13 protein-coding genes are annotated in these 15,104 nt (G+C 41.4%); 4 read left to right on the top strand and 9 right to left on the bottom strand.

Going from position 1 to position 15,104, the window contains the following annotated elements; genetic code table 11:
• Positions 1-203: 203 nt before the first annotated feature.
• The 5 genes from B879_RS13970 to B879_RS13950 all read right to left on the bottom strand — a co-directional run bounded on the left by B879_RS13970 (position 204) and on the right by B879_RS13950 (position 5,687).
• Positions 204-809 (bottom strand): 3-keto-disaccharide hydrolase, encoded by a 606-nt coding sequence (locus B879_RS13970; protein ID WP_009185843.1) that lies wholly within the window; start codon positions 807-809, stop codon positions 204-206.
• Complete coding sequence (locus B879_RS13965; RefSeq protein WP_009185842.1) at positions 806-1,567, bottom strand: 3-keto-disaccharide hydrolase; 762 nt, start codon at positions 1,565-1,567, stop codon at positions 806-808. The genes B879_RS13970 and B879_RS13965 overlap by 4 nt, the downstream gene beginning before the upstream one ends.
• Before the next feature lie 195 nt (positions 1,568-1,762).
• A complete protein-coding gene (locus B879_RS13960; protein WP_009185841.1) occupies positions 1,763-2,533 on the bottom strand; it encodes an ABC transporter substrate-binding protein in 771 nt (256 codons plus the stop codon).
• A 307-nt stretch (positions 2,534-2,840) separates the two neighbouring features.
• Positions 2,841-3,908 (bottom strand): M42 family metallopeptidase, encoded by a 1,068-nt coding sequence (locus B879_RS13955; protein WP_009185840.1) that lies wholly within the window; start codon positions 3,906-3,908, stop codon positions 2,841-2,843.
• Positions 3,909-4,103: 195 nt separating this feature from the next.
• Complete coding sequence (locus tag B879_RS13950; RefSeq protein ID WP_040400744.1) at positions 4,104-5,687, bottom strand: acyl-CoA carboxylase subunit beta; 1,584 nt, start codon at positions 5,685-5,687, stop codon at positions 4,104-4,106.
• A 167-nt stretch (positions 5,688-5,854) separates the two neighbouring features.
• On the opposite strand from B879_RS13950, the gene B879_RS13945 reads away from it, so the two are divergent.
• From B879_RS13945 to B879_RS13935, 3 genes are all read left to right on the top strand, one after another.
• On the top strand, positions 5,855-6,811 hold the full coding sequence (locus tag B879_RS13945; protein WP_009185838.1) for a Ppx/GppA phosphatase family protein: 957 nt from the start codon (positions 5,855-5,857) through the stop codon (positions 6,809-6,811).
• Between the two features lie 22 nt (positions 6,812-6,833).
• Positions 6,834-7,904, top strand: coding sequence for an Ldh family oxidoreductase (locus B879_RS13940; protein ID WP_009185837.1), 1,071 nt, complete (start codon positions 6,834-6,836; stop codon positions 7,902-7,904).
• Positions 7,905-8,133: 229 nt separating this feature from the next.
• On the top strand, positions 8,134-9,501 hold the full coding sequence (locus B879_RS13935; RefSeq protein WP_009185836.1) for a Gfo/Idh/MocA family oxidoreductase: 1,368 nt from the start codon (positions 8,134-8,136) through the stop codon (positions 9,499-9,501).
• Between the two features lie 50 nt (positions 9,502-9,551).
• Here the strand turns inward: B879_RS13935 and cysM are convergent, their stop codons facing one another.
• Genes cysM through B879_RS13915 form a run of 4 tightly spaced genes read right to left on the bottom strand, consistent with a single transcriptional unit; the run spans position 9,552 to position 12,106 of the window.
• Positions 9,552-10,430, bottom strand: coding sequence for a cysteine synthase CysM (gene cysM / locus B879_RS13930; protein WP_009185835.1), 879 nt, complete (start codon positions 10,428-10,430; stop codon positions 9,552-9,554).
• Positions 10,431-10,432: 2 nt separating this feature from the next.
• Entirely contained in the window at positions 10,433-11,260 is an 828-nt protein-coding gene (gene epsC, locus B879_RS13925) for a serine O-acetyltransferase EpsC (RefSeq protein ID WP_009185834.1), read from the bottom strand.
• Between the two features lie 26 nt (positions 11,261-11,286).
• Positions 11,287-11,838 carry a hypothetical protein gene (locus B879_RS13920; RefSeq protein ID WP_009185833.1) on the bottom strand — a complete coding sequence of 184 codons (552 nt, stop codon included), beginning with the start codon at positions 11,836-11,838 and terminating at the stop codon, positions 11,287-11,289.
• Positions 11,819-12,106, bottom strand: coding sequence for an FtsB family cell division protein (locus B879_RS13915; RefSeq protein WP_009185832.1), 288 nt, complete (start codon positions 12,104-12,106; stop codon positions 11,819-11,821). Before B879_RS13915 ends, B879_RS13920 begins: the two co-directional genes overlap by 20 nt.
• A gap of 184 nt (positions 12,107-12,290) precedes the next feature.
• Here B879_RS13915 and B879_RS13910 point away from each other — a divergent pair, with 184 nt between their 5' ends.
• Complete coding sequence (locus B879_RS13910) at positions 12,291-15,083, top strand: WD40/YVTN/BNR-like repeat-containing protein (protein WP_009185831.1); 2,793 nt, start codon at positions 12,291-12,293, stop codon at positions 15,081-15,083.
• Positions 15,084-15,104: the final 21 nt, after the last annotated feature.

Genomic DNA, 15,104 nt, shown 5'->3' with positions numbered 1-15,104 from the left:
TAAATTCTGAAAATATTTTTTCTTCTTTCAGACTTGCCTTCTTGTTTTCCCCCGTTCGGGAATGCAAAAGTGGGGAGCTTTTTCCAATTCACAAAGAAGGGACTAATATATATTTTCAAATAGGACTAAAATCACTGACATACAGGACAAAAAAAATAGCATCCATGTCAAATTTGACATGGATGCTATTTTTTAAACTCGCTTTAAAGAGGTTTGATTACCAAATTTCTCCAATACACTTTTATTCCTCCTCCATCATGGATCTGCAAGAGGATTCCACCTTCTCCCTCTCCTATTTTCTCATCTGAAAAATCAACCATCTCTACACCATTAAGGAAAGACTGCACCCTATCACCTTTAGCAATGATTTTCATATGATTCCAATCCCCATACTTTAGAACACTTTCTTTTTCGGGCTCTGGCTGGATCAACCAGCCCCTACCATAAGATTCATAGATCCCGCCTGTATGCTGTCCCGGAGGCGCTACTTCTACTTGCCAACCTGACACCTTAGTGCCATCAACTGTAGAACGGATAAATACGCCGCTATTACCATCTGCCTCTTGCTTGAACTCTACATTCAATTCAAAATCCTTGAAATTTTGTTCCGTGCCCAAATAACCATACTCTTTATCAGGGCCACTTTCAGAAACCAAAAGGCCATCTTCTACATACCATTTTTCAGTTCCATAAACTATCCAACCGGAAAGGTCTTTTCCATTGAAAAGTGATATCTCATTGCTCTGCTGACAAGATGACAAAGAAACGGCCATGTAAAGCATGGCGCTTATTAGCATTGTTTTTTTCATAGGGGTCTTATTTTTATGTTTTTAAACCAAGCTTCACTTCCATGATCCTGAAGTGAAATCAATCCTCTTCTAAATTTGGCATAATCTGGAAAATCATCCCACTTTCCACTATTTCTCCTTGCTTCCCAATCCTCCGAATAAGGGACAAACTCTAAAGTTTTTTTGCCATTCAACCAATAACTGGCTTTTTCCCTACTGAATATTATTCTGGAAACGTTCCATTCGCCAGCAGGCTTGACCACACCTTCAACATCACCTGGGTACATACCATAATCAGAGGCTATGGACTGCCAATCCTCCAAAGGCTCTGGAAATCCCAGCTGATCTATAACTTGGTATTCAGGGCCTGTTTCGTAAGGGGCTTTATACTGCGGCCCTTCAACCACATGATAGAAAACACCGCTGTTACCTCCTGGGGCAATTTTCCAAGTAAACTCTAATTCAAAGTTCTCAAAGTCCAAAGGTCCAAAGACAATATCACCACCAATATCACCACCAAGCCCTAAGGCTTTCAAGGCTCCATCTTCCACGGTCCATCCCTCTGGGAATTCCGTTCCATTGAAGGCCCTCCATCCAGCAGGGTCTTCTCCATCGAAAAGCAACATCCAACCAATGGCTTTTTCATCTTCCGTAAGGGTATTGTCAGGAATAATAATTTCCTCAATTTCCTCCAACTTCTCCACGGATTTTTCAGCAGCACATCCTAAAAGAACCAAAGAAAAAACCAGCAAGTAGATCCAATTACTTTTTAATCTCATATCAATTTCATGTTTACCGGGTCCCAATTTATGAATTTGTGGATTCACGTCAATTGGACATGGATGATTGTTATTAGGTTGAAAAATTAATTAATTTTTTTACAAAAGTCTGATTCAATGCTTTATTTTTTTACAAACGGCATTTTTCAAAAGTGGCAAACCTCCTAATTTACAATAAAATAGATTTCCTGCGATTCAGCTAATCAAGCCTTCCACATACTCCCTAAAATACCTCAGCCTACTGCCATACCAGGAAAACAGTTCCCCATCTACCAACTGAATATGTGTTTTCGGTAATTGAGCAGCAAATTCATCAATGTGTTTTTGTTTGAAGGGAAAAGGTTCGGAACTGAGCAGGAGAAAATCAGGGGAAAGGTTTTTTAAATCCTCCATGGAAAGTTCAGGGTAACGAGACTCTTGGACCAAGTTGGTAAAACCCGCTCTGCCCAACATATCGTGGATAAATGTTTGTGGCCCAACTGCCATCAGTGGATCTTTCCAGATCAGATACACCGTTGTACCCCTAGCTCCCTGAGTAAGGGAGGCCATATCTTGCTTAATTTCATGAATCAATCTTTTTGCTTGAGCAGCAGTTCCTGTAATCGCCCCTACTCCCTTCATCATCTCCAAAGCATCCTCCAAGGTGTAGATATCGCTCATCCAAACCGGATATTTATCTGCCAAAAGCTCTATTCCTTCCTGATAGTTTTCCTCTTTGTTGCCAATAATCAAATCAGGTTGAAGGGCAGCTATCTTATCGAAATGGAAGTTTTTGGTTCCACCGATAATGGTCTTTTGCTTTTTGAGCCCTTTGTGGTGCACACAAAACTTGGTCAGCCCAACCAGCCTATCCTCCAAATCCAGATCAACCAACAACTCCGTCTGCGATGGTACCAAAGAAATAATCCGCTGAGGCTTCTCAGGGATGTCGACTGTACGGTTCATTTGGTCTGTAAAGAGGGGCATTTTTTTTAATGGAGAATGAAGAATGAGGAATTAAGAATTGGTTGATTTTTAATAGGTGATTAGTTGTCTTGGTTGTCGGGTTGTCATTGTTCTGAACTGTATCTGTCAAAACAAAAACCCAAAAAACTGTATCAGCCATCTGTCTTGCGATTTGCGTATTATTCCAATGTCTCGCCTCTTTATCGAAAAATCGACGAGCGTTCGATAATCTATCTTGTTTCTTGACTCTTGCTTCTTGTTTCTATACAACAATATCAAGTCATTCGACAAATCAAGTCTAACCCTCTCGCTTCTCGCTTCTAGTCTCTTACACTACGTATCTAAAATCAAAACCCGGATCAAATTCCACCAAGAAATGATACATTAATGCAATAACGTTTTCAATATCCTCTTTGCTAGCAGTCTCCACTGTGGTATGCATGTACTTCAATGGCAGGGAGATCAAAGCGGAAGGCACGCCTTCATTGGAATAAGCAAAAGCATCGGTATCCGTTCCCGTGCTTCTGGAAGCTGCTGCCCTTTGGAAAGGAATATCATTTTTCTTTGCCGTAGCAATAATCGAATCTAACAGTTTTTTATGCACGGCAGCACCATAAGTAAGTACTGGACCTTTCCCTGCAGCTTGGTCGCCAGAACTGATTTTACTATACATGGGAGCAGTGGTATCATGGCAGACATCGGTAATGATGGCCACATTAGGCTTGATCCGGGCAGCAATCATCTCAGCACCCCTTAATCCAATTTCTTCCTGTACCGCATTGACCACATAAAGACCAAAAGGGAGGTTTATACCAGATTCCTTGATTTTTTTCAATACCTCGGCAATCATAAAACCCCCAATCCTGTTATCCAGCGCCCTTCCTGACAAGAACTTGCCATTTAATTCCTGTAATTCATCTTTGAAGGTAATCACACAACCAACATGTATACCCATTTCCAACACTTCATCGTTTGACCGAGCACCCACATCTATGAAAATATTATCCAAAGTAGGTGCATCTTCCTTACCTTCTTTCCTTACATGAATGGCTGGCCAACCGAATACTCCAGGAACAATCCCCTTATCGGTATGGATATTTACCCGCATGGATGGCGCAATCATATGATCCGAACCACCATTTCTTCTCACATAAATATAACCCTCTGGCGTGATATAATTGACAAACCAGGAAATCTCGTCAGCATGTGCTTCAATCACCACTTTATAAGAATGCTCGGGATTGATCACTCCCACAGCAGTACCATAGTGGTCGGTAAAGTAAGTATCAACAAAAGGCTTCACGTAATCTAGCCAAATCTGCTGGCCAGATGCTTCAAATCCGGTTGGAGAGGCATTGTTGAGGTATTTATAAAGGAAAGTCTGAGAGCTGCACATATTTAGGAATTGGTTTGTATTTATTGGTTGATTTGGTTAATTGCTTGATTGAGTGACTGAATACTAAGTAATTCAGGGATTGGCGATTGGTTTTAGGGTGCTTAAAATAACAAACACCAGTTACCAGCTTAATCGTGTAATTAATCAATAATCCAAGCCACAACTCAATCAACTGATTATTTATTAAATAATTACTTAGAGAGGGATATTCCCGTGCTTCTTCCTAGGCAGCTTATCCACCTTGTTTTCAAGCATTTTATAGGCCCTGATTAATTTTTCCCTGGTTTCGGAAGGCATGATTACCTCATCCACAAATCCCCTATGGGCTGCACGATATGGATTGGCAAATTTAGAAGTGTATTCATCTATTTTTTCCTGCAATTTTTCCTCTGGGTTTTCAGCTTCTGCGATTTCCCGCTTGAATATGATTTCAGCTGCTCCTTTGGCACCCATCACCGCAATTTCAGCAGTAGGCCAGGCAAAATTCAGGTCTGCTCCTATATGCTTAGAATTCATTACATCATAAGCACCGCCATAAGCTTTACGAGTAATAACAGTCACCCTTGGCACAGTAGCTTCTGAAAAAGCATAAAGCAATTTAGCCCCATTGACAATAATCCCGTTCCATTCCTGATCTGTACCGGGCAAGAAACCAGGAACATCCACCAAAACCAACAAGGGCACATTGAAGGAATCACAAAACCGTACAAAACGGGCTGCTTTGATAGAAGCATCATTATCCAAAACACCGGCCATGGACTGAGGTTGGTTACCCACAATCCCTATACTTCTCCCTGCCAACCTGGCAAATCCCACGACAATATTGTCTGCATAATTCTTATGTACTTCCATAAATGAGTCCTCATCTACAATACCTTCAACAACCTCCCTGATGTCATATGGGTGATTCGGGTTGTCTGGCACAATAGTATCCAATTGTGGTCTTGACTCATCCTCCGTAATCTCGTATTCATAGACCGGGGCCTCATCCTCGCAATTCTGCGGGATATAGCTCAGCAGTTGTTTGATGTGGTTGATACAATCCAGTTCATTGGCACAGGCAAAATGGGTCACCCCACTCTTGGTGCTGTGGGTACTGGCTCCCCCCAATTCCTCTGCAGTGACATTTTCCTGGGTCACGGTCTTGACCACATTCGGTCCTGTCACAAACATGTAGGAAGTATTCTCTACCATCAAAATAAAGTCGGTGATAGCCGGAGAGTACACAGCCCCACCTGCGCAAGGCCCCATGATGGCTGAAATCTGTGGCACCACGCCGGAAGCTAGCGTATTTCTGTAAAAAATATCGGCATATCCGCCCAGAGAAACCACTCCTTCCTGAATCCTTGCACCCCCTGAATCATTCAACCCGATCACAGGCGCACCGTTTTTCATGGCCATATCCATGATTTTACAGATTTTCTCTGCATGGGTTTCTGAAAGAGATCCTCCAAAAACGGTGAAATCTTGGGAATAGACATAGACCAATCGGCCACTGATTTCTCCATATCCGGTCACCACACCATCTCCTAAATAATGCTCTTTATCCAAACCAAAGTCCTTGGCCCGATGCATTACAAATTTGTCAATTTCCTGAAATGTGCCTTCATCCAATAACAAGTGAATCCTCTCCCTTGCGGTCAACTTTCCTTTCTTATGCTGAGCCGCTATTCGCTTTTGGCCACCTCCCAGTAGTGCTTCTTCATTCTTTTTTTGCAAAAGCTCAATTTTATCCTTGTTAGAAGGAAGGGTATATACACCTTTGATATTGCTATCCATAGCTCTAAAGTCATTTTGGTTTGTCCCAAATATAAGGAGGGGCAAATAAGGGTAAAAATAAATTACCACTAGAATCAAAGTATTTTCAATCTACTGAGATTAAAAAGTGATTTCCAATGCATTTTGAATAAACTTTCTATATTCGCACAACCAAAAAATAAGCTGACATGATTCCAACCAAGGCAGCAATCATTGACATGGGTACCAACACCTTTCATTTGGTGTTGGTTGAGTTGTATGGAAACCGTTTTGAAACCCTTTACAAAGAAAAAGTACCGGTTAAAATCGGCCAAGGAGGCATCAACCAGAATTTCATCCATCCTGATGCAAAGAAAAGGGCTCTTCATACGTTGAAGCACTTTAAGCACCTCATTGATGGTGAAGGTATTGCAAATATTTTTGCATTTGCAACCAGTGCGGTCAGAAATGCCGATAATGGGGTCAATTTTGTGGAAGAAATCAAAGAAAAGTTTCAGATCTATGTCAATGTGATTGATGGAGAAGAGGAAGCCCAAATGATTTATGAAGGGATCAGACTCAGTGGTTCACTGAATGGTGAAACCTACCTCATGATGGATATAGGTGGTGGTTCAGTGGAATTTATCATCGGTAACCAACAGCAGGTATTATGGAAACAAAGCTTTGAAATAGGCGGACAAAGGATGCTGGACCTGTTCCACGGACATGACCCTATCCTGCAAGATGAAGTCGATAAACTTACCGCTTATCTCACTGAGAAACTGGAGCCTTTAAAGCATGCTATAGAAGACTATCGCCCTGCTGGATTGGTTGGAGCCTCAGGAACCTTTGACACTTTAACAGATATTTATTTTGCTGCTCTTCACGAAAAAAAAGGGAGAAATCAGCAAGTATTTGAATTACCAAAAACGGAATTTGAAAAGATTGCCGGTAAGTTGCTTACCCTCACCAAAGAAGAACGGTTAAAAATCCCGGGAATGATTCCCATGCGGGTAGATATGATTGTAGTTGCCTCTTGTTTGATAAAATATATTTTAACGCTATTGCCTGTAGACACCTTAATTTGTTCCAACTTTGCGCTTAAGGAAGGTGCTATTGCCAAGCTCATGGGCAAGGATTCCCTCCACTCGGTATTTAGCAGGTAAGAAACAATTTGATTATAACCCCATGATTTTCTCTTATTCCCAGTTATTCGAATTCACAAAGTCTATCCTTTTGAAAATTGGCTGTACAGAAAAAGAAGCTAAACTGGCCGCTGATGTGCTTCTTGCTGCAGACTTAAGGGGGGTGGATTCCCACGGTGTTGCTAGACTTTCAGGCTATGTCCGACTTTGGGAAAAGGGAAGGATCAATAGCAAACCCCAGGTTAGGGTGGTACACGAGACTCCAAGCACAGCCGTAGTAGACGGAGATAGTGGACTTGGTCTTGTGGTAGCCCCTTATGCCATGCAGGTAGCCATAGAAAAAGCCAAAAATGTAGGTACGGGCTGGGTTGCTGTGAAAAATTCTAACCATTACGGGATTGCAGGATACCACGCCATGATGGCCTTGGACCATGACATGATCGGAATTTCCTTGACCAATGCCAGCCCATTGGTGAGCCCTACTTTTTCTAAAGAGCGTTTGTTGGGAACCAATCCCATTTCTGTTGCCATTCCTGCAGACAAACAGCCTCCATTTGTAGCCGATATGGCTACTACTACTGCTGCCAATGGCAAATTGGAAATCCTACAAAGAAAAAACTTAGATGCTCCTTTAGGTTGGGTGCAAGATAAAGAAGGACATCCCACCATGGATTCAAATGGCGTTAAAAAAGGTGGAGCCCTACTTCCTTTGGGTGGTGATCGCGAACATGGTTCTCACAAAGGTTATGCATTAGGCTCGATTGTAGATATTTTATCAGCAGTTCTTTCCGGAGCGAATTATGGTCCTTGGGTACCGCCATTTGTGGCTTTTTTGGAGCCAGATCCCAATCCTGTAGGAGAAGGGATCGGCCATTTTTTTGGTGCCATGCGGGTAGATGCTTTTAGGCCTGCAAAAGAATTTAAAACGCACATGGACAATTGGATTTCCAGATTCAGAAATGCTGCCACAACACCTGGCCATGAGAAAGTAATTATCCCGGGAGACCCGGAAAGGGAATTGGAGGCTCTTAGAAGAAAAGAGGGAATACCTTTGTTAGGTCCCGTAGTGGAAGATTTAAATCTATTGGGAGAAAAATTGGAGGTAAGTCTCTAACTTTTTCTTCTTTAGTGGCACAAAATTTTTTTTCCTTTCTTATTTGCTGCAACAAGGAGAGTGATTAGGTATTTATATTGGCTTGAGGGCGGTTGACAATCCCCATTTTTAAAATTTAAGCGTCTTGTTTTTCTTTTTATTCTGCCATTCATCAAAAGGCATTGGTTTGGTTTTGACCTTTTTGTAAATTGTTGAAATAAATGTTCAAAACCTATTAACCCAAAGACCTATGAATCGTCTAAACCGTCGAGATTTTCTCAAAAGCAGTAGTGCTGCCACACTTGCGTTGGCAAGTATGGGCCTTATGGGCATGCACCCTATCCACAATGAAGAGCCACTAAAAGTGGCCTTAATTGGCACCGGGTGGTATGGGAAAAGTGATCTTTTCCGCCTCATGCAGATTGCCAATTGTGATGTAGTAGCCCTTTGTGATGTGGATTCCAACCTACTCAATGAAGCTGGCAGTTTAGTTGCGCAAAGGTCAAAAAGTGGAAAAACACCTTCGCTTTATAAAGATTACAGGGAGTTGCTCAAAAACCACAAATTAGACATCACTGTAATTGGAACTCCAGACCATTGGCATGCGCTCCAAGCGATTGCCGCCATCCAAGCGGGTTCTCATGTCTATTTGCAAAAGCCAATTTCGGTGGATGTTATCGAAGGGGAGGCTGTCGTGGCTGCTGCTAGAAAATACAATAAAAAAGTACAGGTAGGTGTGCAAAGGAGAAGTACCCCCCATTTGATAGATGCCAAAAAGGAAATTTTGGAAAGCGGGAAATTAGGTAAAATTTCCCATGTAGAGATTTGCTGTTATTACCACATGAGGGCAAATGGCAATCCTGATGAGGAACCTGTGCCTGATTTTTTAGATTATGACATGTGGACTGGGCCTGCTCCTTTAAGGCCTTATGATGGCCTTCCCCATATCAGGTGGTGGAGAACCTTTATGGAATATGGTAATGGAATAACAGGAGACATGTGCGTACACATGCTGGACACCGTACGCTGGCTCCTTGGTTTGGGCTGGCCCAAAAAAATCACCTCCTCAGGGGGTATATTTGTACAAAAAGAGGGCAAATCCAATATTTCTGACACCCAAACTGCAATCTTTGAATACGATGAGATGAATGTAGTGTGGCAACATCGATCTTGGGGAAATCCTGTTGATCCGGAGTATCCTTGGGCCTTTAAGATTTTTGGAGAACATGGCATGTTGGCAGGCAGTACCTTGAAAGCAGAATACTTCCCTTATGGGAAAGGTGATAAAATCCTATATGACTGCCTGTATGAAAGAGAGGAATATCCGGAAGACTTGAAAGAAGACCGAATTGAACTAAATGCAGCACCCGCCACAAGAAGACAGATGTTGAATTTAATTGCCGCCATAAAGGAAAATAAACTCCCTGTTGCAGATATAGAAGAAGGTCATATTTCAACAGCTTCTTGCATCTTGGCAAATATTTCTATGGAACTTGACGGCAGACCCTTGGTTTACGATCCTCAAAAGATGATTATCGTAAATGACCCTGAAGCTACGGCTAAATTAAGAAGAACCTATAGGAAACCATGGGTTCACCCTGAACCGGATAAGGTTTAAAAAAAGGCAACCCATCATAAAAAATCTCCAACTTACAGGTTGGAGATTTTTTACCCAAAAAGATCAGAACTAAGATACCTATCTCCTCTGTCACAGGTAATGCATACAATGAATCCTTCATCTAAATTTTGAGATAATTGCATTGCCGCATGAAGAGCCCCTCCACTACTCATACCTGCAAGAATACCTTCTTCCTTAGCCATCCTTCTTGTCATTAATGTAGCTTCATGTTGACTTACGTCAATGACTTGATCTACCCTTGAGGCATCAAAAATTTTAGGAAGAAACTCTGGTGACCAACGCCTGATCCCTGGAATATTGGAACCATCCGTAGGCTGCGTCCCAACAATCTGAACATTTGGATTCATTTCTTTTAAAAACATAGACACTCCCATTATGGTACCTGTAGTACCCATTGCCGAGACGAAATGGGTGACCTTCCCCTCCGTATCTCTCCATATTTCCGGACCAGTACTTTCATAATGCGCCAAGTAGTTATCAGGGTTGGCAAACTGATTTAGCATAAAATATCCTTCTTTTTCAGCCATCTCCTCTGCCAACTCTCTTGAATACTCTATGGTTTTAGCAGCTGGCGTACGTATCACCTTGGCACCGTATGCCTCCATGGAAAGTATCCTTTCACGGGTAGAGTTGTCCGGCATGATCAAAGTCATATGCAACCCTAAGACATTGGCCACCATAGCCAGTGCAATTCCAGTGTTTCCACTTGTAGCCTCAACCAAACGATCACCTGATTGAATATCTCCTCTTTGTAAAGCACTTTTGATCATATGGTAAGCTGCCCTATCCTTTACACTACCTCCTGGGTTTTGTCCCTCAAGCTTACAGAAAACCTTTACTTTAGGATTGATGGGTACATGTGATAATTCAATTAAAGGTGTATTTCCTATTAGTTCAACCAGCTTCATAATCAGTTTTTTATGATATAGGTATCAGTCTCATCAGAACCAGGGTTGTACATTTTGGCCTGATAATAAATCTTACTATTGCTAGGTACGCTTTTGGTAATCCACACATTTCCTCCAATGATGGAGTTTTCTCCAATAATGGTATCCCCTCCCAAGATGGTGGCCCCGGCATAAATCACCACATAATCTTCAATAGTTGGATGACGCTTCTTATCTGCATCAGATTTCTCGACGCTTAATGCACCTAGCGTAACCCCTTGATAAATTTTGACGCAATCTCCAATAACTGTTGTCTCCCCTATTACGATCCCAGTACCATGGTCTATACAAAACCTTTCTCCTATTTTCGCACCAGGATGAATATCCACGCCAGTCTTGCTATGCGCGTACTCTGTAATCATTCTTGGGATCAGCGTAACGCCCATCTCATGTAATAAATGGGCAATTCTATAAGCAGCCACAGCATAAAAACCCGGATAGCAGCGGATGATTTCAGTGGTTGACTTGGCAGCCGGATCTCCATCAAACATGGCCTGAACATCTTGGAGAAGTAATTCATATACTTTTTCCAAGCGTTTAAAAAACTGATAGGCTATTTCAGCACCATCACCATCATGCAAGTGCTTATTTCTTATCAAAACCCTACTTAGCGTATGCTTGAGTTCTTCTATTTTTTCACTGATCTGCTCTTCCTCTTTCAACAATTCGGATGCATAATCCGGGAAAAGTAAGCCCAACACATTTTCGAAAAATGTATGAACCACCTTTGGTGAAGGACATTGGGGACAGTCCCTATGAGACTGACTGAGTTTTTTGATCAATGATTCCATGGGTTTAAAAGAAAGCTTTTAAGGTTTTAAAGTACGAAACCAAACCGGATAACAAAAGGTTCGTTATAAGGAGACCTCCTTACATCGTACAAAAGGTTATACAAAAATGTGAAATTAGCCCCGCCTCTTTGTCCAAATGGGGTAAAGTACCCCCCTCCTATTAAAAAACCAGGAACCCAGGACCTTTCAAATCTATCAGAACTCGGATTGTATAAATCAAAATTTAAGTTTTCATATTCTGCGTGGGCGAAAACATTGGGAAAAACATTGTAACGGCTAAAAACCCTTGCTCCATAAAGACTACTATTGCCACCAATAAATCTCCTATCGTTGAAATATTGGTAAGTACCGCCAACTCCTCCAGAAAGTCTATTGGTTACCATCGCACCTACTAAAGGAGATACATCTATGAAAGTGATGGTACCGAAAGACATGCCGAAATTCCCACCATAATATATCCTGTCCTTCAAGGGCGGTCGATTGCCCTCATCAATAACCCGTTGGGCAGTAGCGGAAAAATTAAATACAAAGTAAAATGCCAATAAAAAATATAAAGCCTTACTCTTCAACCACCACATAAAGATCTTCAGATTTCTTTTTCATTAAATAGCGTTCTCTTGCAAACTTTTCCAACATCTCACTATTGCTCATCAGCTCCTCTCTGTCTTCCTTTATTTTCTCCTTCTTTTCAATGTAAAAATCCTTTTGATTTTCAAGCTCTTTAAGTTTTGAGCTAAGTTTAAATTGAGTGAAAACATCATTGGAATCAATGAACACCATCCAAATCACAAAAAATAAAGTGAACATGAAATAAAAGTTCTTGGTATACCTCAAATACTTGCTCATGATTTTAGGATTGATCTCAACAAATATAGAAATTGTATATAAATAATTCCACAATCCCGCTTTAATATTAACCTTCCAACAAACCACAACTATCATCCAATCATCCCGAAGCTGACCAATTCATAAATATTTTAAGGCTGTAAGGAGATCATTCTTTATATTGAATCAGAAATAAATAAATCTTATGAAAAATATTATTACCCTATCAAAAATTGGGGGCTTTGGAATGCTGTTCTTATTCCTTTTCCAAACACTGGAAGCCCAACAAATCAAGGCCACTTCCTCAAAAGAAATGCAGGAAGCAGTTAAGAGGCATCAAGAAATGTTTGAGGTTACGCCCTATAGAGATTATCCGGCAAGAAATATAGGCCCTACCAATATGAGTGGCCGTGTCGTAGATATCGAAGTGAGCAGTGATTTCAAAACCTACTACATCGCAGCTGCCTCAGGAGGAGTCTGGAAGACAACAGATAACGGACAATCATTCAACCCTATATTTGACCATTTAGGTGCATTAGGTATTGGAGATATGGCTATTGCACCCTCGGATGATAATATCATTTGGGTCGGAACTGGAGAAAACAATTCCAGCCGTTCGACTTACGCAGGAGCTGGTGTTTACAAAAGCACCGATGCTGGTTCATCATGGGAGTATATCGGACTTCCATTTTCACAGCATATCGGACAGATACAAATTCACCCTACCAACCCGGATATTGTATGGGTAGGTTCGATGGGTGCCTTATATTCCAGTAATGAGGAACGTGGGCTTTATAGAACCACTGATGGAGGGAAGACATGGAAAAGAACGCTCTACATCGATGACAACACAGGGGTTATAGACATTAAGGTCCATCCCAGTAATCCTGATATTTTATTGGCTGCCACCTGGGAAAGATTTAGACAGGCACATGATTTTATTGGCAATGGAAAAGGTTCTTCTATTTGGAGATCAGAAGATGGCGGAGAGACTTGGTCAAAGTCTATAGGTGGATTTCCTCAAGGCGAATTTGTTGGCAGAATTGGTTTTGACTTCAGTCAAAGTCAACCTGGTATAGTCTATGCCCTATTGGACAATCAGGCTCATGATGATACAGCGACACCAAGACAGACCGAGCGCACATCTGGAAATAATGAGTTGAGCCTTAGTAACTTTCAGAATATGAGCGTTCAAGATGTCATCAAACTAGAAGATGAAAAGCTTGAGCGTGTACTTAGGTCCAATAGGTTTGCTTCCAAATATGATGCAAAAACAGTCAAAAGACTACTGCAGCGAGGCCAAATTACACCAGTCCAAATTGCAAATTATAATGGAAAGGAAACAGATGCCAATGCCGCTTTGTTTAGCTCATCTATCAAAGGGGCTGAAGTCTACCGCTCTGAAGATGCTGGGAAGAATTGGAAAAAGGTCAATGAATCAGACTTAAGTAGGGTTTACAATACCTACGGCTATTATTTCGGAGAAATCCGAGTAAGCAGTGGAGATGAAAATGAAGTGTTTATTCTAGGAGTACCTTTGCTTGTATCCAGAGATGGGGGAAAAACTTTCGCTCGAACTGATACGGTTGGCAACGTCCACTCTGACCACCAGGCACTTTGGATCAACCCCAATGACAGCAAACATATGGTTCTAGGAAATGATGGGGGCTTATACCTGTCTTATGGGGGAGGAGAAAGGTGGGATCATCTTAACACCGAATTGACCATCAGCCAGTTTTATTCTATCATGGTTGATGAAAAAACACCTTATAACGTGTATGGAGGGATGCAGGATAATGGTGTATGGTATGGTAAGTCTACTGGAAAACCCTCTGATGTTTGGACCTCACTAATGGGAGGTGATGGCATGGTTGTCGCAGTAGATACAAGAACAAATGAGATCGTTTATACCGGCTTCCAGTTTGGAAATTATTTCAGGATCAACACTGAAACCGGAGAAAGAAAAAGGGTTACCCCTTCACATGATATAGGTAACGATCCTAACAGATGGAACTGGCGAACTCCCGCTATTCTCAGCAAACATAATCAAGACATATTTTACATGGGTTCCCAATATGTATACCGTAGCCTGGACAGAGGAGATACTTGGCAAACCATTTCACCTGACCTAACAAAAAACAAAAAAAGCGGTAACGTCCCTTTTGCTTCGTTGACGGTTATCGAAGAGTCTCCACTAGAGTTTGGGGTATTATATGCCGGATCAGATGATGGAAACATCTGGATTACCAGGGATCATGGAAAAAACTGGGTAGATATCAGCAAAGGATTGCCCCAAGACCGGTGGATCAGCAGTATTACACCATCACAACATTTAGAAGGCCTTGTCTATGCAACTCTAACTGGATATAGGTATGATGAATTCACCCCATTTGTTTATAAAAGTACTGACTATGGCAAAACATGGGTTTCTATAGCCCAAGGTCTGCCAAAGGAGGCTGCCAATGTAATCAAAGAAGATCATCACCACGAAAACATCTTATATGTGGGCACAGATCATGGTCTTTACCTAAGTTTGGATGGAGGGAAAAATTATGACCTTTTTCAGGGAAATATTCCTAACGTAGCGATTTATGATTTGGCCATACAAAAAAAGGAAAATGATCTTGTAATTGGCACCCACGGCAGAAGTGCGTACATTGTTGATTTAAACCCACTATACCAATGGCTAGAAAGTGGCGAACAGGAAATGATGGTTTTAATGGCTTCAGAAATCCGCTATAACCCTAGAATGGCCATATGGATGGATGGTATTGTCAACAAACCCAAGCAAAATATCCTTTTCTATAGTCAGGAAGCAGGTGATGTAGCCATAACAATCATAGATGCCAAAGATGAAAAAATCCATAACTGGATACATGCAGCCCAAAAAGGATTCAATCAAGCCTCTTGGGAATATGGCAATATTGGCAGAGGAAAGTTTAAACTATTGCTCCAAAAAGGAAGTAAGTCAAGCGAATTTAATTTTGAAGTGAAATAAGACAGGAACAAAAAAAGCAAA

The organism is Cecembia lonarensis LW9 (assembly GCF_000298295.1).
Classification (GTDB): domain Bacteria; phylum Bacteroidota; class Bacteroidia; order Cytophagales; family Cyclobacteriaceae; genus Cecembia; species Cecembia lonarensis.
Note: the sequence above shows the minus strand (reverse complement) of the source record. Positions and strands in the feature narration are given on the sequence as shown.